The sequence below is a fragment of the Pelosinus sp. IPA-1 genome (genome assembly GCF_030269905.1).
In the GTDB taxonomy this organism is placed as follows: Bacteria; Bacillota; Negativicutes; order DSM-13327; family DSM-13327; genus Pelosinus.
In genome coordinates this window covers 65047-87106 of record NZ_BSVC01000008.1, presented here as the reverse complement: position 1 = coordinate 87106, position 22060 = coordinate 65047, and the positions used below count along the sequence as shown (strand labels likewise).

The window sequence follows — 22060 nt, the reverse complement described above, 5'->3', positions numbered from 1 at the left end:
TTAATACTTTTATCAAGGTATCTAAGCTCTTTGTCGGCTGACTTTTTACGCATAATGTGCTATAATTAATTACGTAAAAACCTCTATGTCAACCTTAAATTTGGTATATCTTTTTAGAAACCCTCACAGGCTACTGCAAATAGCTTGTAAGGGTTTTTAGTTTGTTCACACCGCTCTTCCTATTTTTTCTGCAATACGAAAATGATTACAAGCTTTCTTGTTTTCCGTTACCTGGACTGCAACTTTTTTATCATTACTATCACGTTGCAGTTCATAACATACTTTCTTACCCGTTCCAGGATAATTGCTAATATAACGACATGTGCCACATTTATGTGGTCGATATGATTTGCATGCCATTTAACCCGCCCCCTCATTAATGCCCTTGCACTGTGTATTTTTCGAGTCTTCGTATCCCTCGTAAAAATATCTATCCATGCTCTTTCACTCCTTGAATGACAGTGTAATGTATGATACAATGTCTTTAAGAAAATTTAATTAATTCGTTAAACGTCTGCTCTGCAAAGCAGGCGTTTTCTCTTTGCCTTGTAGGTAATTACTCAGTCCAAGCTTGTACCTTACTTCTAGTTCCATGATTAGATTTATAGTCGAGTTAGCACGATCCACAAGCTTTCGTGTTGCCATTTCAACCTCTTCAAATTCACTGTCCGATAAATCTTCTCGAATATTTTTATCCAAAAGCAATACTGGTAGATCATCCAGGATATAGACTAGTTCTTTATCCTGTTTTCTTAACCTTAAAATCATTGGTTGTATATGCCTGTCTACTTTTTGATAACCAAATAGCTTATTGAATCCCGTTGCTTCTAGAGCTACTGCGGCAGCTGCTATAAAATTAATGCTCGATAACTTTTGCCTTGCCTTTAGTGGTATATTTCTTGTACCTCTTAATGCCGCACGAATTGAGTCCGCGCTATAACCTACGTCATAAGCAATTTGTTTAGGTGGTCGATCACAGCAAGCAAGTGCCAGTTCAAGCATATCCTGAACATTTTGAATCACATCTGGTGATGCTATTGTCATAATATCCATACTTATTCCCCTTTTTTTGTCGTATTAATGGTAAACTATCTGACAAGGTTATCTGATACTATATAGTTATGAGGACAACCTCACCCCACTTTTAGCCTGTCCTATGGATGGGCCTTTTTTTATTACGCAGATTGGCTTTTGAGCTTTTCAAGCAATCCTTGCTTAATTATCATTTCAGCAAATAAAGCACCTGTAGCTTCTAAGGGGTTATCGCGTGGGTCATGATAAACATCTACTATTTTTTCTTCACCAGTTTTTCGATTTATTACAAAAGTAACCATTATTTTATACACCCCTTTCCTGTAAGTGCATCACTTTGCATCACTCTGATGCACTTCGAACATTACAGTTCTTTTTGTGTTATCCTTGAATGTGAATATCTATCAGGAGGAGCTGCAAATGTCATCTAAATTGCCACCCATAACAGTACGAATTAAAGATGATATACTTAGAGCTAAGTTGCAGTATCTTGCTGATAATCATGACCGCTCTTTAAGTAAAGAAGTTGGACTGATTGTAAAAAGATATGTAGACGCTTATGAAGAAAAATACGGTACAATTAAACTTGATGAGTAATTCACCCTGTTTAGCATCCCTTGCCTAAATAAATTCCCTCAGACCCTCTCTATGCACTTAGATTTATTGGGTTTACTGTACTGCTGGTTTCATTCTGTAAAACATCGCCATTGTCAGTAGACAATGGTATATTTAAAAAAATATACTCCTTATGGTCTAATCCTTCTTTAAAACAAAGGTTAAGTACTCCTAGTATCAATTTTGCTCCTCCAGGCTTTTCTTTGTTAATAACGCGAGAAAGATAGGAATAATCTATATTAAGTTCATCTGCAAGAACAGGTATACTCCATTTTTTACTATCTGCTAATTCTAGTATTTTTTTGATATTTATGTATTCTTTCACTATTCTCACCTCCCCCTTCATCTATTGTCTGTTGACAATAGAATCTTATCATGTCTATAGACAATAGTCAACGTCATTTTATTGTCTATTAACAATATTTTTTTTATATCTTCTATTGTTTGTAGGCAATGTATTAAAGTACAATTATAGAATAGATAAAGGAGGGCATGAATGTGGCGTTTAACTGTCAACAATTCGCTGATTTATTACACCTAGCACTTGGTGATCGATCAATTAATAAATACGGAAATGATAGCGACGTAGACCCAGGTTATATATCTCGTCTCATGCGTTGCAAAACAAAACGTCCTCCAAGTGCAGATATAATTAAAAAACTGGCAAACAAAGCATATAATGATGTAACTGCTGAACAATTTCAAAAGGCTGCCGGATATTTAAACTCGACTGAAGACGCACCAGTTCCACAACAATATTCAGCTGATGAGCAAGCACTCATTGAAAAATATCGTCGTATGAAAGAGCATGAAAAAGATACTATGCACAAAGTTGCTGATACTATCGCTCCTGCTGATGAGCAAGCAGCTACTTTTGCCAAGGGATGTTAGGATAGTACTTAAATTATCGAAGTCATACCGAAGAAATACATAAGCTTATGAGGTGATTAATATCAATACTTTATTTACATTTTTATATTCATTATGTTTTTTAGTTCTAATTGTCTGGTTAATAAAACCTAGTATTTTGGCAAAAAAAGAAGCAGTTGCACCAACCCGTAAAAAGATTTTAAAAATAATGGTTCCCATACTCATAATTTTTTTTATTTTAGTCAGAGTCACAACAGACGATTCTGCTAGACAAACAATCGAGCAACAACAGACTAAACAAACGGAAAATCCTGTTCAAGAAGATAAAAAGAAAATAGAACAACAAGTATTACCCTCTTATGAAGTAGTTAGAATTGAAAAGCGAAGGACTGACTACTTTGTTTATCAAGTTCTTGTCAAAGAACAAGCAAACCGTAAACAACTTGAGCAACTTGGACAAGAAATAGTAAAAGAAGCCAAGAAAAAAGATAACTTCCGCGAACTTACTATCTTCCTAAATGATTCTCCTGAATATATCGATCAAGTAGCAGCTCTAGGGAAAATAGAGTACTCCACTAATGATGATTCCTTTTCTTATGCCATAGAAGAAAAAGACTGGTCAAAGCGTCTTACCCCCGAAGAATTTGAGTTGTGGAAACAATGTAGATCGTCTATTGATAATGAGCGTAAAGTTAATAAAGATATTTATGATAACGATATTATTGAAAAATTTGCAAAACAGCGTAATATCTCAGCAGACAAAATTTTTGATATTTTTTCAAAACAATATAAATGGTTGTATAACACGTAATGAACAATAAAAGACACAGCACTATTCCATCATTTAGAAGAATAGGCTGTGTCTTAATTATAAAAACTGCCTAGTGCGCTAACACCAAGCAGTTTAAGCAATTAACCTAAAGGTCAATCACCATTCATAATTACATTATAACGGATTGACCTTTCATATACAATATGGAAGGATTGACAAATAAATGAGAACAGCATTATACGCTAGATATTCTAGCGATAACCAACGCGAAGAATCTATTACCGCTCAACTTAGAGCAGGAAGGGAGTATTGCAAACATAAGAAATATAAAATTGTGGAAGAATATACTGATGAGGCTTTTTCAGCTAGGACGGATAGCCGCCCTAGCTTTCAGCGAATGATCGCTGATGCTAAAAGAGGTTTATTCGATGTAATTGTATTTCATAAAATAGATCGAAACGCACGAAATGAATATGATTATTATAGATATAAGGCACAATTGCAGGATTTGAATGTAAGATTAGAATATGTAATGCAAAACATAGATGACTCACCCGAAGGAAATATGATGGAGTCTATGCTTGTCGGCATGGCAGCATATTACAGCAGGAATTTATCAGTGGAGGTTAAGAAGGGATTGAGAGAAAATGCATATCAAGCCATACATACTGGCGGCAAACCACCTCTTGGGTATGATGTAGACCCTACAACTAAAAAACTTGTGATAAATGAAGCCGAAGCTAATATTATACGACTTATATTTACCCGCAGAGCTGCGGGATTTCACTACGGTAAAATAATTGACGAACTGAATTTGTTAGGCTATAAAACTAAATTTGGTAACAATTTTGGTAAAAACAGTTTACATGATTTATTTAAAAATAAAAAATATATCGGAACTTTTATTTTCGGGCGCGTTGCTGGTGGTCATAATGAAAAGCGAAATAGCCATAAAGAGTCAGATGCAAAAATTGAAATTCCGAACGCAATCCCTGCAATTATTAGCGAGGATCTTTTTATGCAAGTTCAAAATCGCATGACAGAAGACAAGCATTCACCCGGTTCAGGCAAGGCTAAAGAAATATATACATTATCAGGTCTGGTATATTGTGAATGTGGTGCTAAAATGGCAGGTGGTCGTGTTACTTCTCGCGGCAATGTCTATTCCTATTACCGATGTGACAAGCAACAACGAACTTTAAATAACTGTGGTACAGGTAGAGTAAAAAAAGAAGAACTAGAAAAAATGGTACTAGATAAAATAGAAACTGAAATACTTTCCCCAGATGCTATCCCCCGTTTAACCGAGGTGATTAATGCAGAAATTGAATTGCTCATGAAACAAAGCTCTCAAAAATTATCTCAATTAAAATCTGTAAAAAAAGAACTTGAAACAAAAGTTAGTAAATTATTAGATTTGGCAGAACAAGGTCTGTTTGATGATCTATTAAAAGAACGCTATAAAAATAGTGTCACTCAATTAGAACGAACTAAAGAAGAAATTGCAGAAATAGAACAAGCATCTGCCGCACTATTAACAAAAGAACAAGTGTCTGAAACAATAAATAATCAGGCCCAACTAGAAAAGACTCCTGAAAATATCAGAAGTCTTTGTGAAGTATGGGTTGATAAAATTATAGTTAAAAACGAAGAAATATCCATCAGTCTCCGTTTTGCGTTTGACTGGTGGAGGCGAGGAGAATCGAACTCCTGTCCAAAGGCATCACTACATAGGCTTCTCCGAGCGCATTCTGTATTTTAGATTTCGCCCCATTGACGCTTACAGACAAGCTTCGCTGGCGCTATCTCTTTAAAGTTTCCCAGTTGGTCCGCGGAGAATTAGACCTCAGGTATCCTGCATTGTGACGTCCTAGCCTTCCCCACAGGAAGAGGGACGGTAGAACGTTAGCATTAAGCTGCTAAAGCGTATTCGTTGTTTGCATTTATAACTTTCCACCGTATTGACGGGCTGATGGAATCCCGGCTCGCTACCTATGCCACAACCACCCCTGTCGAAACCATTACGCCCCCGATTTCAACAATATGATCTTAGGCAAGAAATTATCTACGTACGCTTCAACGTATATAATCTCCCTATTTATCATTGTTTATCTATTATATCATATAACTTCTAATTCCACCAACTATAAGTATTACCATTTTTAATTCCATTTTATTTCTTTTCGCAGGAAATTACTTTTAGGAACAGGAATATACTATTTTAAAGGAGATGGTTCTACTGAGTCAACAAAATATCGGTGCATTGTTAGTATTATTTTCAGCTGCTGGGTTTAGCACATTGGCGATTTTTATTAAACTAGCCTTCGCAGCAGGAGCGAATACCCTTACGATACTTACAATGCGCTTTGCCCTCGCATCTCTCTGTTTGTGGATGCTACTAAAATTATTTCATATTTCTCCAAAAGTGAAGATAAAAACAGTACTCAAGCTAGGTTTGATGGGGGCTGTTGGCTATGGGTCAATGTCCTTGTTGTTTGCCGCCTCTCTACAATATTTACCTGCTTCCTTATCAGAGATGCTGCTCTTTACCTATCCTATCTTAGTTAGTATCCTATCCTTCCTCATTGGAGATGAACAATTTAGTTGGCAAAAGGGTCTTGCCCTGGCCATTTGTTTCCTGGGACTCTTTTTTATTTTAGGCGTCTCGCTAGCTGGCATTAGTCATTTGGGTATTATACTGGGTTTAGGCAGCGCAATTATTTACTCTTGCTATATTATTATTGGCAAGCGAGTATTACAAAATGTACATCCATTAGTAGCTACCACCTATGTTTCTACTGCCGCAGCTTTTGCCTTTACTATCTATAGCAGCACTACCAATCAACTTGTTCTTACCCTTCCCTTTCAGGGTTGGTTAGCCTTATTTGGCACAGCTTCTTTTGGCACGATTGTAGGCATTCTAGGATTCTTTGCTGGTCTTAATAAAATTGGGGCAGCAAATGCTTCCATCATTAGTACTGCAGAACCCGTTCTTACTGTTTTATTATCAGTTTTGGTACTAGGGGAACAACTTACCTTCCTCCAATTCCTTGGCGGACTATTGGTCGTTGCTAGCATCTTGCTTTTACAACTATGTACAGAAGATCAGAAAGTAGATAATAGAACCCTAGACGTAGCTTCCTGCCAAACATCCGATCAATAAACCTTTCACCTACAAATAAAAGTCAGGCTCCATAAACGGAGCCTGACTTTTATTCTCTTTGCCGATCACGAAAAGCACGATCAATTTCTCGTTTCGCATCCCGTTCCGCTGCATCCTGACGTTTATCATAATTCTTTTTACCCGTGGCTAAGCCTAATTGCAGTTTTGCCATACCGTGAGTAAAGTATATTTTTAGGGGCACTAATGTATAGCCCTTCTCTTGGGTTTTACCAATCAATTTGTCAATCTCACTGCGATGCATCAAAAGCTTACGTGTGCGCAATGGTTCATGATTAAAGCGGTTTCCTTGGTCATAAGGGCTAATGTGCACATTATGCAGCATAAGCTCTGCTTTTTCAATTCTTGCATAAGCATCTTTAAGATTGGCTTTACCCGCCCGCAAAGACTTTACTTCCGTCCCAGTTAATACCATTCCTGTTTCATAGCTTTCATGGATATGATAATCATGCCTAGCCTTTCTATTTTCCGCAACAATTTTAATACCTGCTGTCGCTTCTTTCAAAATAATCACCTCGATACTACGTTTCTCTTTATTTTTTCTTTGATTTATTACGTTTCGGTTTTGCTCTAGCTACCCCGCCTTTTGGCTTATTACCTCTACTCTTGGTTGTCGATGCCGTTTTTTTGCTAGGACTAAAAGAATCTTTCTTCGGTCCCCGTGAACCTTGACCTTGCGGTCTGGCTCCGCTAGGCCTCCGATTCGCTGCTCGCTCAATCCAAGCACTATTGGCTTCCAGAACAAAATCAATATTACGTTCTTCTGGACTTACCCTAACGAGAATCACTTTAACAGCATCACCTAAACGATATATCTTATGACTGCGTTCGCCAATTAAGGAGTACTGATCTTCAATATATTGATAATAATCGTCTTCCATACTGGATACTCGTACCAGGCCCTCTACTCCATTATCGAGTTCCACAAAAATACCGAAAGCCGTAACACCATTAATGATACCATCAAAATGTTCTCCCACAAACTGAGCCATATACTCTACGGTCTTGAGAGACACTGTTTCACGTTCTGCTTCTGCCGCTGCCCTCTCTCTTTCTGAGGAATGTAAGGCAATTTGTGGCAGCATTGCCGTCAGTTTTTCTTTCCGTTTGGCTGATATATCTCCCGTACTAAAAGTTTCGCGAATTACACGGTGAACAATTAAGTCCGGATAGCGACGAATCGGTGATGTAAAATGGGTATAATAAGTCGCTGCCAAACCAAAATGGCCTAAATTTTGCGATTCATATCTAGCTTGCTTCAAAGAACGTAACATAACGGTACTAATAATGCGTTCTTCTGGCCGACCTGAAATGCGGCTTAAAATTTTCTGTAGGGCACTAGGTTGTACTTCATCTACCTTTGCTAAACTTTGTCCAAAGTTATGTAATAAGTTATTTAACTTAACCATTTTTTCCGAGTCTGGTTCTTCATGTACGCGAAACACGAAAGGAACCTTTAACTTGTGCATATGTTCTGCTACTGTTTCATTGGCAACCAGCATAAACTCTTCAATGATTGATTCCGCCAAACTGCGAACGCGTTTGACAATTTCAATTGGTTTACCCGTTTCATCTAGTTTTACTTTTAGTTCAGGAAAATCAAAATCAATTGCCCCTCGGCGCATACGGCGATCTCGTAGGATACGGCACAAACGTTCCATATTTTCTAATTGGCTTAACAATTCTTGATTTTCACTGATTAACTCTTCATCATGCTCTACTAAGATCTTTCGCACTACCGTATAAGAAAACCGCTTCTTTACCCGAATGACACTAGGGAAGAGTTCGTACTTCACCACTTGTCCTTGATGATTTACTTCCATGTGAGCAGACATTGCCAGTCTATCTTCTCCCGCATTAAGACTGCAGATGCCATTTGATAGGCGACGTGGCAGCATAGGGAGTACCCGGTCTACTAAATATACACTGGTTCCTCGCTCACGGGCTTCTTTATCGAGTACTGTATTTTCTCGTACGTAGTGACTTACATCCGCAATATACACTCCGAGAAGATAATTTCCATTTTTTAATCGTTCAACATATACCCCATCATCCAAATCTTTCGCATCTTCTCCGTCGATGGTCATAATTGGCAAGTGGCGTAAATCTCTGCGACCTGCAATTTCATCTTCACTAATGGTGTCAGGAGCCGTCTCCGCTGCCTGTTCTACTTCAGGCGGAAAATCAATAGGGAGATTATGTCTCTTGATAATTGATAAAATCTCAATACCCGTATCCCCGGTATTACCCAGCACTTCAATTATTTTACCTTCTGCACTTCGTTTCTTTTCTGGCCATTTGGTAATTTCCACTACAACTTTCGTGCCACTTTTTACGATGGTCTTTCCATCTTTCGGAACAAAAATATCCTGCCCCAAACGAAGATCATCTGGAGTTACGAAACCAAAATTACGACTAGCCTCATAAGTCCCAACGATACGAGGGTTGGCCCGTTGCACAATACGAATTATTTCTCCGTCCCGAGACTTGCCCTGCCCACTTTGGCAATGTACACGAGCGACAACTCGATCATGATGCATCGCACTCATCATTCCATCTGGGGGAATAAAAACATCAGTTTCTTCGGGTGATTTTACTTTTTCAGGAATGACAAAGCCATACCCTTTATTACTTGCACTTAATTTACCCACTACCAAATTCATACGTTCAGGTACACCATACTTGTCATAGCGAGTTTTTATAATATCTGCATTGTTTTCTAGCTCTTCAATAACTTTCCAGAGTTCCCCCAGCTCCGTACCCTTTAATTCCATTTGCTCTGCTAATTCTTCCGCCGTTAACGGTTTGTAAGCCTCTGTCTTCATAAATTCTAGGATTCTATTTTTCAGTATCATCATGATGTGTATCCTCCACAACTGCAACGGTGGCTTTACCTTCTGCGGTAACAGTCCCGTCAGGCAGTGTCATTTTTCCCCTTACCTCATATAGCTTGCCACGTTGGGATTGGATTGCTGCTCTTATGGTAAGTTTCTCTCCGATTGGTGTTGGCTCTCGAAACCGTACTTCCAAACGAGCTGTCACAGCGGTGAAGCCTTTCGCATAAAGATAACGTACCATAACTTCATCCAGTATGGTGCTAATAAGTCCGCCATGCATAATACCATCATAGCTCTGGTGCTCTGGGCCTGCTATAAAGGTTGTACTGTAGCTATCCTCATCTTCGATAAATTCCAATTTTAAGCCGATAGGATTATCCTTACCACATGCAAAGCACCACTGATTGCTTTCATCCATTCCAATCACTCCGATCCTTATTTTAGCACTCTGTTATTCTGGAGGGCAGAATCCAATCTGCAACTTCTTCAAATACCTGTTCCCGTTCAACATCTAATGTTATAATGTGTCCAGACTTCTCTAGCCAAATTATCTTTTTATCTTTACTGCCTACTTTATCATAGATATGACTTGCACTCTTTGGCTCTACAGTATGTTCAAAGCGAGCCTGCATAATAAGCAATGGAATTGTTATTTTCGGCAAAAGTGTATCCACATGCTGAATCAAATCAAGTAAACTGCTTAAACTACTCAAAGGAGTTGCATTATAACCCGCCGAATAGTTAGGTTTAATACCAGAATACACCCTGCGTTTTTTTGGTACAAATTCACGGAATACACGATACACAGGCAGCATGTCCAAACGTTTATCTACAATATAAATCGGCGTGCTTAACGACACGAGGCAATCAACTGGATACTCTGACCCTAACTTTAACGCCAGTAGCCCTCCCATTGATAATCCTACCACAGCTATATATTTACATAATGACTTTAGTATATGATAACCATCTTCTACCCCAGCATACCAATGGGACCACCTTGTTTTAGACATTTCCTCTACCGTTGCCCCATGCCCACAAAGTCGTGGAGCTAAGACAGTATAACCTTTTTGATGTAAATACTCACCGAGAAGGCGAACTTCTCCAGGTGAACCAGTAAAACCATGTATTAACAAAACGCCCTGCTCACCGCCGGGTAAAAAAAACGGTTCTGCTCCTTCCATTATGGCCAAAAAGCAAACCCCCTAATAAATGCTATTATTACAATTATACCATTTTAAAGAATAAAAATTCTATATACCACAAATAAAACTTGATTTCTGTTAATCTACCTTATCAATAGCAATAGAAGCAGGAGAAAAAGATATTTTCGTCGAAATATTTATTGTAATTTTATTTCATAATTATATAATTTTTTGGCGATAATTTTCACATTTTATAATAATTCAACTCACTATATTACGTTTTTCAAATAGAGGAGGAAGAATGATGCAAATTTTAGAGCAAGTACTAACGGCCAACAAGGACTTTGTCGGGAACTTATCCGATGAATTTATTTATCATTATGCGGTAACTGATAAATTACCAAAACGTCAACTGGCCATTTTCACTTGTATGGACACTAGATTGGTAGATTTCTTGGAACCGGCAATGGGAATCAAGCATGGCGAAGCAAAAGTAATAAAAAATGCAGGTAATTCTGTAACAGGTCCCTTTGAGGCAACAATCCGCAGTCTAATTGTTGGTATTTTTGAGTTAGGTGTTAAAGAGGTAATTGTCATCGGTCACTTAGATTGTGGTGTATCTCATACGACATCAAAAAAGCTTACTGAAAAAATGCTTAAGCGGGGAATTTCGCCAGATGCAATCAAGATGGTAGAAAAAGAATTAGAAGACTGGTTAGATGATTTTCACCAACCTATAGATAATGTGGAAAAGGTGGTCATCAAAATTCGCAGCAATCCACTTATTCCTAAGGATGTACCTATACATGGATTGATGTTTAACCCTCATACAGGGGAACTTAAAGTGGTAGTAGACGGTTATAAGTCTGCAGTTGCAAATGACTAGCTGTACTTCTTGAACTAAGAAAATACTACTATAAGAAAAACGCTACGCGTCCTTTTTGAACCACAAAGACGTAAAGGTCACAAAGGGGTTCTATCCATCTCATTCCCATCATCTTTGTGTGCCGCGATAGCGGCATTGTGTCTTTGTGGTTCAATCTTTTTAACTAGAAACTTATAAATTCTGATACCATAAGAAAAGACTTGGCTTAGGCCAAGTCCTCAGACGCAGGCAGAAGCCTTAGTCGTTCTTACTTGGAATCAAGGAAGTGTTAACCTTTCTGATTCCGTAAAAAAGGTCATTCATCCTTAAGATGAATGACCTTTTCTCTTATGAAAATAACAAGGGAGCAATGATTAAAGATATGGTACCAGCAACTTTGATGAGAGGATTCATCGCTGGACCAGAGGTATCCTTAAAGGGATCGCCGACCGTATCACCGATAACAGCTGCAGCATGGGCAGGTGTTCCTTTGCCTCCATGCCTTCCTGTTTCAATATACTTTTTCGCGTTATCCCAAGCACCACCTGCATTCGCCATAAATAAGGCTAGCAATACACCAGTAGCTGTTGCGCCAGCAAGAAAACCAGCCAAAGCCTTTGCCCCCATAGTAAAGCCAACCAAGAGAGGCATGCCTACTGCAAAGATCCCCGGCATCAACATTTCTTTAATAGCGGCTTTAGTACTGATATCTACACAGGCTGCATAATCAGGCCGACCAGTACCTTCCATGATGCCAGGAATTTCCCGAAACTGGCGACGAACCTCTGCAATCATTTCAAAAGCAGCTTTTCCTACTGCTTCCATCGTCATAGCACATACTAAAAACGGCAAAGTAGCGCCAAGAAATATACCAATAATAACGGTAGGTTCTGTCAAATTAATGACCAAATGTCCGTTAACCAATAATTCTGATAACTTTGGATTTTTAGCAACTTCTTCGCCAAAGGCAGTAAAGAGAGCTAAAGCTGTTAAAGCAGCGGAACCAATGGCAAACCCTTTGGCAATGGCCGCTGTCGTATTGCCTACTGCATCTAACTTATCTGTAGTCTTACGAACTTCTGGGCCTAGTTCTGCCATTTCGGCAATCCCCCCGGCATTATCTGCAACAGGTCCAAAAGAATCTACTGCTACTACCATGCCAGCAGTGCATAACATCCCCATGGCTGCCATAGCAATCCCATAAATGCCCGCCTGACTAAAAGCTACCCAAATGGCTACAGAAAACACAACCATAGGAATCGCTGTACTCTTAAGACCAGTGGCAACACCGGCAATAATATTCGTTGCTGCACCAGTTTGACACGCTTCGGCAATACGCTGGGTCGGCGGTTTATCACTTGAAGTATAATATTCCGTAATCATACCAACCAATACATTGACCACCAAGCCTGCAACAATGGCGACAAAAATGCCAAATCCTTTGTTGCCAAAAACCATGGTCGACAAACCATAAGCCATAATCGCGGTCAAAAGATTTGTGCCCCATAGGCCTCGATTCAACGCAGCCTGTGGATCTCCATCTTCCCCTGTTCTTACTAAGAAAATACTGACAATCGCAGCAAATATTCCAGCAGCACCGATCAGCAAAGGAAACAACACACCATTCACACCATATAAGGTATTACCGATTAACATGGCAGCGATGGCAGTTGCCCCATAAGATTCAAACAAGTCGGCCCCCATACCTGCTGTATCACCTACATTATCCCCAACATTATCGGCAATAACAGCTGGATTGCGAGGATCGTCTTCGGGAATTCCAGCCTCTATTTTACCAACTAAATCGGCTCCCACATCCGCGGCTTTGGTAAAGATACCACCGCCAATACGGGCAAAAAATGCAATAGCGCTAGCACCAAAAGCGAAACTATTGATAACAACAGGATCACGAAATAATATGTATAGTACGGAAACGCCTAATAAACCAAGACCGACAACTGACATACCCATAACTGCTCCAGCTCTAAAAGAGACACTTAATGCCTTATTGAGACTATGACGAGCAGCTTCTGTTGTACGAGCGTTGGCCTTGGTTGTTGAAGTCATTCCCACATAACCAGCGATTGCTGAAGATACAGCACCTACTAAAAAGGATATCGCTAATTTATAGCCATCAACAAAAAATAAAACGGCAAAAATAATGACAGTAAAAGGAATTAGCGTCTTATACTGTCGATTTAGATAAGCCATTGCCCCTTCAAAAATAGCTTGGGACAATTCCTGCATTTTTTCATTACCAGAACTTTCACTAAGCACACTTTTCATAAAATATGCTGCGAATAGTAGTGCTACTATTCCAGCGATCGGTGCAACATACAATAAGTCCATTATAACGTCTCCTCCTATGTTGAACTTTATGTTCGTCATTTAATAAAGGCCTCTGCTACATGGTTTGCTTAATACATACTTACATTGTACTGCTTTAGTTTTTTCTACAAAATCTTGTGCATGCTCCGGTATAAGCTACTTTAATGCATTATTTTTACTAACGTCAAAGTGACAATAGCAAATAAAGCTCCTAAAAACATGGTTATTTTGGATAAGGCAGCATCTAGACCTTTTTTCTGACCACCTAATACACTATCAGACCCACCACCGATAGATCCAGCTAGTCCTCCTCCTTTACCTGATTGCAAAACAACAACAGCAATCAAGGCAACAGAGATAATGGCTTCTACAATCATTAAAAATGTAACCAATTTTATTAAAGCCCCCTTATACTCTTAGTTGTTTTATTGTATCATAATCAAAATGAAATTGACAATATTTTAGCCACTTTTTATTTAAACTTCCAGTATTTTGAATACAAAATTTTATTTTCATCTTATTTTATGATTTATGAACAAAAAAAATACCGTTATGCAGTAGTATAGGCTACTTGTCATTCGGTATTTTTTATATGTTTTACCCCCTCATATTTCCATACCTACTTTGATGACCTGACAAAGTCGTTTTGTTCCCATTTCAATGAATTCGGCTCCATGCTCGATACATTCTTCTAATGTCATCGGACATGGAACTGTACTCATCAATCCATCTATCCCCTGCTTTAATACATCCTCATATCCTTGCCCTAAACCACCAGAAAGACAGATAGTAGAAACATTGTATTTCTTAGCCAATTTAGCTACCCCTACTGGCGCTTTGCCGAAAGCAGTTTGAAAATCCGTTCGCCCCTCTCCAGTGATAACCAGCTGAGCAGATTTAACTAACGATTCAAATCCAGTCGTCTCCAAAACAATTTCTACACCGGGCCTAAGAACTGCATTGGTAAAAAACAAAAGACCTGCACCAAGGCCACCGGCAGCACCTGCACCAGGGTGCTCTGCTATATTTTTACCAGTTGCTTCTCCCACTTTACTGGCGAAATTCTTCAACGCCGCATCAAGCTCAATCACCATTTCGGGACTTGCCCCTTTCTGCGGGCCGTATACAGCTGTTGCTCCCTTCGGTCCACACAAAGGATTATCCACATCACAAGCAACGATAATTACTGTACTACCAAGCCGTGCATCCATATCACTGAGATCAACTTTATTCAATTTCGCTAGCGCGGCTCCTCCAAAAGATAACTCTTGTCCATCAGCATCTAAAAATTTCCCGCCTAAAGCTTGTGCCATGCCGCAACCACCATCATTCGTTGCACTGCCACCAATACCGATTATGATTTTTTTCAGTCCTCTGTCAAGAGCTGCCTTTATCAATTGACCTGTTCCGTAGGTGGTTGTAACCCGTGGGTTCCTCTTTTCATTTGGAACAAGGGGTAAGCCGGATGCCGCTGCCATTTCAATCACCGCCGTTTTACCATCCCCCAAAATACCCCAATAGGATGATATTGTACACCCAAGTGGATCAACTACATCTTGGTATATTATCTGTCCATTCGTAGCCGTCACAAGAGCTTCTACTGTTCCCTCGCCACCATCTGCAATTGGTACCTTAACCACTTCTGCCTCAGGAAACACAGCTTTAATTCCTTTCTCCATGGCATTAGCAGTCCCCACTGCTGATACACTGCCTTTATAAGAATCGGGAGCAACTACAATACGCATGTCCATCAACCTTTCCTATTCTTAGATTTTTAAATCCCAAGTCTCTGAGTTATTAGAACTATGATTCAACGAGGATATTACCTAAATCTTAGTCTTTTCTATCCGATTACTACTATTATTGTATGTAAAATCCAGTACCATTACAATTATAAAAATATATAACAGTTACTCCTTGATTGAGGCAAATAATGTACAAATTATCTAATGAATAAAAAATCATAATTTGATATAATCGATACAAGATACTAATATTAATCATGCTTTACGAAAAATGCTATATCTTTACGTACTACATCATTCATTCAAATAATTATACACATTGTACAATTTTACTAATTGAGGTGAATACATTGCTTCTGACAAGTAGTCTAGCGCAGCCAATCGTTGATAACATTATGCCCATTGCTAGGCAGAACATTAATATTATGGACAGCCAAGGCATGATTATTGCGTCCGGACAAAAACACCGAATTAACACCTTCCATAAAGGTGCAAAAGAGGTAATTAACAATGGGCAAATAGTAGAAATATTTCCTGACAACCTGGATCAGTATACGGGATCACTTCCTGGCCTCAATATGCCCATTGCACTAAATGGTCAAGTGATCGGAGTCGTCGGGATATCTGGTCACCCTGACAAAGTTAGAGATCTAGCTAGAATGGTAAAAATGGTAACTGAATTAATCATAGAACAAGAAGTACTGCAAGAAGAGGTCCGATCTCAATACCAGTTACGAGAAAATTTTGCAGCCTTGCTCTTATCAGACCATGCAAATGCCAATTACGATAAATTATTGAAAACGGCTAAACTGTTAAAATATGAGCTAGATTTACCTCGTCTAGTACTTGTAATAGATCTTCAGCCAATTCTCGACCTTGCTCATAAAAACTATGGTTGTAATGATCTAGTCTCATCTAGAGCAAAAGAAAATATTGTAAATTTAATATCAGCTCCTCCCTATGTTACGCCTCAGGATTTAGTTGTTTTTATCGAGGATCGATTAATAATTCTTAAACATTTTGAGCACAAAACTTGGGAAATGGATTATCAAAGCTGGGGATCTGATTTATTACAATTGCTGCGGGAGAATAATATAGCTTTACGCCTAGGTCTCGGAAGCCTAGTTATGAGTTATGCAGCATTAGGACAATCATACCAAGAAGCCCTGTTTGCCCTTAATAGTCTTAACGACAACAATACTCTTGCTACCATTCATGATTTTGACATCCTGTCTGCTTATCTGATAAAAAAAATAAACACAACTGAGACATGCCAATCACTGCAAGTTATTAAAGCAAAGCTAACAAGTAACCTAGTACGCAGGTATGACATGAAAAATACCATTGTTAGCCTACTAAACAATAATATGAATATTAGCACCACCGCGAAAAACCTTTACATTCACCGCAACACTTTATTATTTCGGTTAAAAAAATTCAAAGAAACGACAGGTCTAGATCCATGCAGTGCCTTCAATCACGCCATGTTATGCAAAATACTCTTCGAAGAATAAGAAATCTTTTTTAACCGCAGAGACGCAGAGAACACAGAGAAAAGATAGATAGGGCCAAAAATCCCTCTCAGCGCACTCTGCGCCTCTGTGGTTAAAAACGTTCTTGCCTCACTCTCTTCCAGAAAAATATAAAAAACACCGAACTAACAACAGTGCAGGCTGCTGTCAGTTCGGTGTTTTACTTTTAAATCGCTTATTTTAAGTTATAGAATACTTTGCGACCTTTGTATTGAGAAATTACACTCAATTCTTCTTCAATACGAAGCAATTGGTTGTATTTTGCTACACGGTCGGAACGAGTAGGTGCACCAGTCTTGATTTGACCAGCATTTACAGCTACTGCGATATCAGCAATTGTAGAATCTTCTGTTTCACCAGAACGATGAGAAATTACGCAAGTATAACCAGCGCGTTTCGCCATTTCAATGGTATCAAAAGTTTCAGTTAAAGAACCAATTTGATTTACTTTAATCAAAATGGAGTTAGCAGTACCAGTTTCAATACCACGAGCTAAACGCTCTGTGTTCGTAACAAACAAATCATCACCAACGATTTGAATTTTGCTGCCTAGTTTTTCAGTCATAAGTTTCCAACCAGCCCAGTCATCTTCGGACATACCATCTTCAATGGAGATGATTGGATATTTAGCTACTAATTGGTTGTAGAACTCAACCATTTCTTCGGAAGTTTTGATAACGCCTTCACCAGCAAGATTGTATTTGCCATCTTTGTAGATTTCAGATGCAGCAACATCAAGAGCCAAGCAGAAATCTTCTCCTGGTTTGTAACCTGCTTTTTTGATAGCTTCTACGATGACTTCTAGAGCTTGCTCATTAGAACTTAGATTAGGAGCAAAACCGCCTTCATCACCAATTGCAGTGTTTAAGCCAAGTCCTTTTAATACACTTTTTAGAGTGTGGTATACTTCAGCACACATACGAAGTGCTTCTGCAAAGCTAGGGGCACCAACAGGCATAATCATAAATTCTTGAATATCTACGTTATTGTCAGCATGAGCGCCACCATTTAAGATGTTCATCATTGGTACTGGCAATTCTTTGGAATTAAAGCCACCAAGATATTGGTACAATGGTAAGCCTAATGCAGTTGCCGCAGCTTTTGCTACTGCCATGGACACGCCAAGAATAGCGTTTGCACCCAATTCCGATTTGTTTTTAGTTCCGTCAAGTTCAATCATCGCTTCATCGATTCCGACTTGATCAAATACGTTCATGCCTACTACTTCAGCTGCAATGCGATTGTTTACATTGTCAACTGCTTTTAATACACCTTTACCCATGTAACGTGCTTTGTCGCCATCACGAAGCTCAACTGCTTCATGAACGCCAGTGGAAGCACCAGATGGAACCGCTGCACGACCCATGATACCATCTTCTAAAACTACATCTACCTCTACTGTAGGGTTACCACGGGAATCCATAATTTCTCTTGCAATAACGTCTGTAATAATCATTTATTGAAACCTCCATTTATTTTATTAAGCTTTTCCCAGTCATCTCGGCAGGAATGTCAATTCCCGCTAAATCTAAAATTGTTGGGGCAAGATCTGCCAAAATTCCTTTTTTCATGGTAGACCCGCGATGTTTTTCTGATACTAGAATCAAAGGAACATCATTTGTCGTATGAGCCGTAAATGGTTCACCCGTAACATGGTCAAGCATCATCTCTGCATTACCGTGATCAGCAGTAATAAGAGTGATTCCTCCTTGGTTACGCATGGCATCGACTACACGACCTACACAATTGTCAACCGTGGTTACAGCCTTCATAGCGGCATCTAGTTTACCAGTATGACCAACCATATCACTGTTGGCAAAGTTCAAGATAATAACATCAAACTTACCAGTCTTGATTGCTTCAACTAGTTTATCTGTTACTTCAATAGCGCTCATTTCTGGTTGCAAATCATACGTAGCTACTTTGGGGGAAGCAACTAAAATACGTTCTTCACCTTGATAAGGCTTTTCGTCTCCTCCATTGAAGAAGAAAGTAACGTGAGCATATTTTTCCGTTTCTGCAATCCTAAGCTGAGTTAGTCCATTATTTTCTAATACTTGACCCAATGTATTCTTTAAGGCTTCCGGTTTGTAAGCTACAGGCACAACCACAGTTTCATCATACTGGGTCATACTTGCAAAGTGTATTGGTAACAATCCTCCGCAACGAGCAAAACCATCGAACTTCTCATCAACAAAAACACGAGTCAATTCTCGCGCCCGGTCAGGACGGAAATTAAAGAAAATAACACTATCATTGGCCTTAACACCACAATCACCGCATCCTGCGATCACCGTTGGGGCTACAAATTCATCGGTTTTACCAAGCTTATAGGAGGCTTCCACAGCTTCGCTAGCAGAAGTTGCTTCTTCTCCCTCACGGCAAACCATAGCATTGTATGCTTTTTCAACACGTTCCCAACGTTTATCGCGATCCATGGCATAATACCGGCCTGCGACTGTCGCAATACTGCCGATACCAATTTCTTTGATTTTGTCTTCCAAGGCTTTGATATATTCAATACCGCTAGACGGTGGCACATCCCGACCGTCCAGGAAGGCATGGACATATACCTTTTTCAAATCATGGCGTTTTGCAAGTTCTAACAAAGCGTATAAGTGGTTGATATGACTATGTACGCCTCCATCAGACACAAGACCCATTAAATGAAGAGCACTATCCTTGGTTTTTGCTTGTTCAACGGCATTAACCAAAACTGGATTGGTGAAAAAATCACCTTCCCGTATTTCTTTGGTAATACGCGTTAATTCCTGATATACAACACGCCCAGCACCAATATTTAAATGTCCTACTTCCGAATTACCCATTTGACCTTCTGGTAATCCAACAGCTTCACCGGAACAAGTTAATGTTGTACTCGGATATAATTCAGACAGCAGTTTCATGTGAGGTGTTTCCGATTGACAAATTGCATTGTACAAATCTTTTTCGTCTCCCATGCCCCATCCATCTAGAATTACAAGTGCAATCGGTGCCTTTAATTTACCCACCAAATCGCCTCCTAAAATTTAACGATTTTGCTAAAACCAACAGCGTCAAGACTTGCGCCACCAACTAATGCGCCATCAATGTCGCTTTTACCCATTAATTCAGCAATATTATCTGCTTTTACACTACCGCCGTATTGTACACGAGTCTTATCAGCCGTTTCTTGACCAAAAACTTCAGCCACAGTACGACGAACAAAAGCGCAAACATCATTGGCTTGATCAGCAGTAGCAGTACGGCCTGTACCAATCGCCCAAATTGGTTCATAAGCAATTACTAAAGAAGCAACTTGGTCTTTTGTCAAGCCTTCAAGACCTGCACGTACTTGTTTACCAACAAGCACTTCTGTAGTACCCGCTTCTCTTTCTTCTAAAGATTCGCCTACACACATAATAGGAACAAGGTTTGCTTCTAGAGCAGCCTTAACCTTTTTATTTACTGTTTCATCTGTTTCAGCGAAATATTGACGGCGCTCGGAATGCCCAACCAATACATACTCGCAACATACATCGCGAAGCATTTCAGCAGTGACTTCACCAGTGAAAGCACCTTTCTTTTCCCAATGTAAGTTTTGTGCGCCAAGATGAATGTTAGTACCAGCTAATGCATTTGCTACAGCTGTTAAAGCTGTAAAAGTAGGACATACTACGATGTCTACATTTTTTGCATCAGCAGTTAATTTTGCTAATTCTTGTACTAAAGCCACACCTTGACTTCCTGTATTATGTAATTTCCAGTTACCTGCAATAATTGGTTTACGCATTGTAAATTCCTCCATTTATAGTACTTTTGAGTCAAACCATAGAACCGTTGAACCACAGAGGCGCAGAGGACACTGAGAAGATTTTATAAATCTCCCAACCTCATCACACTCTCCCCTCTGCGTTCTCTGTGTCCTCAGTGGTTCAAACACTTTTTAAGCTACAGCTTACTTATCAGCTAACGCTGCAATTCCTGGCAGTACTTTGCCTTCTAAGAATTCTAAAGATGCACCGCCACCAGTGGAAATGTGAGTGATTTTATTCGATAAACCCACTTTTTCTAAGGCTGCAATGGAATCCCCGCCACCAACAATACTAATGGCACTGGATGCAGCTACGGCCTTAGCTACAGTTTCTGTACCATTTGCGAAAGCGTCCATTTCAAATACACCCATAGGTCCATTCCAAACTACCGTTTTTGCTGTTTCTAAAGCCTTGGCATAACCTTCAGCAGTGTTTGGTCCAATATCAAGGGCCATCCATTCACTGTCAATTTGATCTACGGCTACTGCTTTCTTCTGTGCGTCAGCAGCAAATTTATCAGCAATCACAACATCCGTAGGTAATAGTAAGTTTACACCACGTTCTTTAGCTGTAGCAATTAGACTTTTTGCCAATTCAACTTTATCAGCTTCCAGTAAAGATTTGCCAATATTATAACCTTGAGCTGCAAGAAAGGTATTTGCCATACCGCCACCAATGATGAGAGTATCTACTTTGCTAAGTAGATTTTCAATTACGCCAATTTTATCAGATACTTTTGCACCACCAATGATTGCTACAAAAGGATGAGTTGGATTGGCTACTGTCTGACCAACAAACTGAATTTCTTTTTCCATTAAAAGGCCAGCTACAGCTGGTAAGTACTTAGTAATTCCTTCTACAGAAGCATGTGCTCGGTGGGATACACCAAATGCATCATTTACTGCTACATCTGCTAAACTTGCTAATTGGCGAGAAAATTCTGGATCGTTCTTTTCTTCGGCTTTATGATAGCGAAGATTTTCTAATAGTAGAATTTGTCCTGGTTTCAGATCTTTTGCAAGAGCTTCCACTTCAGAACCAACACAATCAGGAGCAACGATTACTTCTTTTCCAATTAAGGTAGAAAGTCTTTCTGCTACCGGTTTTAAAGAAAACTCAGGCACAACTGCCCCTTTAGGACGTCCTAAATGGCTGGCAATAATGATAGCAGCATTCTTTTCTAGCAAATAGTTAAGCGTTGGCAATGTAGCGCGAATACGAGTATCCTCGGTAATATTACCTGCTTTATCCATAGGAACATTATAGTCAACGCGAATAAAAACTTTCTTGCCGGCAACATCGATGTCTCTAATAGACTTTTTATTCAACATTTTTCTTTCTCCT

General features: G+C 39.3%; 21 protein-coding genes, 1 other RNA gene and 1 pseudogene. 7 read left to right on the top strand and 16 right to left on the bottom strand.

The genetic code is table 11. The features are described 5' to 3' along the window. Positions 1-165: 165 nt before the first annotated feature. The 3 genes from QSJ81_RS19250 to QSJ81_RS19240 all read right to left on the bottom strand — a co-directional run bounded on the left by QSJ81_RS19250 (position 166) and on the right by QSJ81_RS19240 (position 1334). Positions 166-360 carry a hypothetical protein gene (locus QSJ81_RS19250; RefSeq protein ID WP_285718961.1) on the bottom strand — a complete coding sequence of 65 codons (195 nt, stop codon included), beginning with the start codon at positions 358-360 and terminating at the stop codon, positions 166-168. 138 nt (positions 361-498) lie between these two features. After that, positions 499-1053, bottom strand: coding sequence for a hypothetical protein (locus QSJ81_RS19245; protein ID WP_285718960.1), 555 nt, complete (start codon positions 1051-1053; stop codon positions 499-501). Positions 1054-1175: 122 nt separating this feature from the next. Continuing rightward, positions 1176-1334: a hypothetical protein gene (locus tag QSJ81_RS19240; protein WP_285718959.1), complete on the bottom strand. Its 159-nt coding sequence runs from the start codon at positions 1332-1334 to the stop codon at positions 1176-1178. A gap of 118 nt (positions 1335-1452) precedes the next feature. Between QSJ81_RS19240 and QSJ81_RS19235 the strand changes: the two genes are divergently transcribed. Further along, complete coding sequence (locus tag QSJ81_RS19235) at positions 1453-1629, top strand: TraY domain-containing protein (RefSeq protein ID WP_285718958.1); 177 nt, start codon at positions 1453-1455, stop codon at positions 1627-1629. 49 nt (positions 1630-1678) lie between these two features. On the opposite strand, the gene QSJ81_RS19230 is transcribed toward QSJ81_RS19235, so the two are convergent. Beyond that, on the bottom strand, positions 1679-1972 hold the full coding sequence (locus tag QSJ81_RS19230; protein WP_285718957.1) for a hypothetical protein: 294 nt from the start codon (positions 1970-1972) through the stop codon (positions 1679-1681). Between the two features lie 173 nt (positions 1973-2145). On the opposite strand from QSJ81_RS19230, the gene QSJ81_RS19225 reads away from it, so the two are divergent. The 3 genes and pseudogenes from QSJ81_RS19225 to QSJ81_RS25760 all read left to right on the top strand — a co-directional run. Beyond that, positions 2146-2538 (top strand): hypothetical protein, encoded by a 393-nt coding sequence (locus QSJ81_RS19225; protein WP_285718956.1) that lies wholly within the window; start codon positions 2146-2148, stop codon positions 2536-2538. 52 nt (positions 2539-2590) lie between these two features. Continuing rightward, the gene (locus tag QSJ81_RS19220; RefSeq protein ID WP_285718955.1) at positions 2591-3328 is read left to right on the top strand and encodes a hypothetical protein; all 738 of its coding nucleotides are present in this window, start codon (positions 2591-2593) and stop codon (positions 3326-3328) included. Positions 3329-3512: 184 nt separating this feature from the next. Then, positions 3513-4541: pseudogene (locus QSJ81_RS25760) on the top strand (recombinase family protein); the annotation flags it as partial. Positions 4542-4973: 432 nt separating this feature from the next. Here the strand turns inward: QSJ81_RS25760 and ssrA are convergent. Beyond that, positions 4974-5320, bottom strand: a transfer-messenger RNA (tmRNA) gene (ssrA, locus tag QSJ81_RS19215). Between the two features lie 199 nt (positions 5321-5519). On the opposite strand from ssrA, the gene QSJ81_RS19210 reads away from it, so the two are divergent. Next, entirely contained in the window at positions 5520-6452 is a 933-nt protein-coding gene (locus tag QSJ81_RS19210; protein WP_285718954.1) for a DMT family transporter, read from the top strand. A 49-nt stretch (positions 6453-6501) separates the two neighbouring features. On the opposite strand, the gene smpB is transcribed toward QSJ81_RS19210, so the two are convergent. The 4 genes from smpB to QSJ81_RS19190 are packed head-to-tail and all read right to left on the bottom strand — an operon-like array spanning position 6502 to position 10491. Then, positions 6502-6975 carry an SsrA-binding protein SmpB gene (gene smpB / locus QSJ81_RS19205; protein ID WP_285718953.1) on the bottom strand — a complete coding sequence of 158 codons (474 nt, stop codon included), beginning with the start codon at positions 6973-6975 and terminating at the stop codon, positions 6502-6504. A 28-nt stretch (positions 6976-7003) separates the two neighbouring features. Next, on the bottom strand, positions 7004-9328 hold the full coding sequence (gene rnr / locus QSJ81_RS19200; RefSeq protein WP_285718952.1) for a ribonuclease R: 2325 nt from the start codon (positions 9326-9328) through the stop codon (positions 7004-7006). Continuing rightward, positions 9309-9725, bottom strand: coding sequence for a PaaI family thioesterase (locus tag QSJ81_RS19195; RefSeq protein WP_285718951.1), 417 nt, complete (start codon positions 9723-9725; stop codon positions 9309-9311). The genes rnr and QSJ81_RS19195 overlap by 20 nt, the downstream gene beginning before the upstream one ends. Before the next feature lie 22 nt (positions 9726-9747). Continuing rightward, positions 9748-10491, bottom strand: coding sequence for an alpha/beta hydrolase (locus QSJ81_RS19190; RefSeq protein WP_502929671.1), 744 nt, complete (start codon positions 10489-10491; stop codon positions 9748-9750). Positions 10492-10756: 265 nt separating this feature from the next. On the opposite strand from QSJ81_RS19190, the gene QSJ81_RS19185 reads away from it, so the two are divergent. Next, entirely contained in the window at positions 10757-11338 is a 582-nt protein-coding gene (locus QSJ81_RS19185) for a beta-class carbonic anhydrase (protein ID WP_285719154.1), read from the top strand. Positions 11339-11665: 327 nt separating this feature from the next. Here the strand turns inward: QSJ81_RS19185 and QSJ81_RS19180 are convergent, their stop codons facing one another. The 3 genes from QSJ81_RS19180 to QSJ81_RS19170 form a co-directional block, all read right to left on the bottom strand. Further along, a complete protein-coding gene (locus QSJ81_RS19180; protein ID WP_285718949.1) occupies positions 11666-13666 on the bottom strand; it encodes a sodium-translocating pyrophosphatase in 2001 nt (666 codons plus the stop codon). 140 nt (positions 13667-13806) lie between these two features. After that, positions 13807-14037, bottom strand: a complete 231-nt coding sequence (gene secG / locus QSJ81_RS19175; RefSeq protein ID WP_038673671.1) for a preprotein translocase subunit SecG — start codon at positions 14035-14037, stop codon at positions 13807-13809. 213 nt (positions 14038-14250) lie between these two features. After that, a complete protein-coding gene (locus QSJ81_RS19170; RefSeq protein WP_285718948.1) occupies positions 14251-15390 on the bottom strand; it encodes a glycerate kinase in 1140 nt (379 codons plus the stop codon). Between the two features lie 350 nt (positions 15391-15740). On the opposite strand from QSJ81_RS19170, the gene QSJ81_RS19165 reads away from it, so the two are divergent. Continuing rightward, a complete protein-coding gene (locus tag QSJ81_RS19165; RefSeq protein WP_285718947.1) occupies positions 15741-16904 on the top strand; it encodes a CdaR family transcriptional regulator in 1164 nt (387 codons plus the stop codon). A 193-nt stretch (positions 16905-17097) separates the two neighbouring features. Here QSJ81_RS19165 and eno read toward each other — a convergent pair whose 3' ends face one another. The 4 genes from eno to QSJ81_RS19145 form a co-directional block, all read right to left on the bottom strand. Then, positions 17098-18378 carry a phosphopyruvate hydratase gene (eno, locus tag QSJ81_RS19160; RefSeq protein WP_285718946.1) on the bottom strand — a complete coding sequence of 427 codons (1281 nt, stop codon included), beginning with the start codon at positions 18376-18378 and terminating at the stop codon, positions 17098-17100. Positions 18379-18394: 16 nt separating this feature from the next. Next, positions 18395-19933 carry a 2,3-bisphosphoglycerate-independent phosphoglycerate mutase gene (gene gpmI, locus QSJ81_RS19155; RefSeq protein WP_285718945.1) on the bottom strand — a complete coding sequence of 513 codons (1539 nt, stop codon included), beginning with the start codon at positions 19931-19933 and terminating at the stop codon, positions 18395-18397. 11 nt (positions 19934-19944) lie between these two features. Then, positions 19945-20694 (bottom strand): triose-phosphate isomerase, encoded by a 750-nt coding sequence (gene tpiA, locus QSJ81_RS19150; RefSeq protein ID WP_038673679.1) that lies wholly within the window; start codon positions 20692-20694, stop codon positions 19945-19947. Between the two features lie 165 nt (positions 20695-20859). Further along, positions 20860-22047 (bottom strand): phosphoglycerate kinase, encoded by a 1188-nt coding sequence (locus QSJ81_RS19145; protein WP_285718944.1) that lies wholly within the window; start codon positions 22045-22047, stop codon positions 20860-20862. Between the last annotated feature and the right edge of the window lie 13 nt (positions 22048-22060).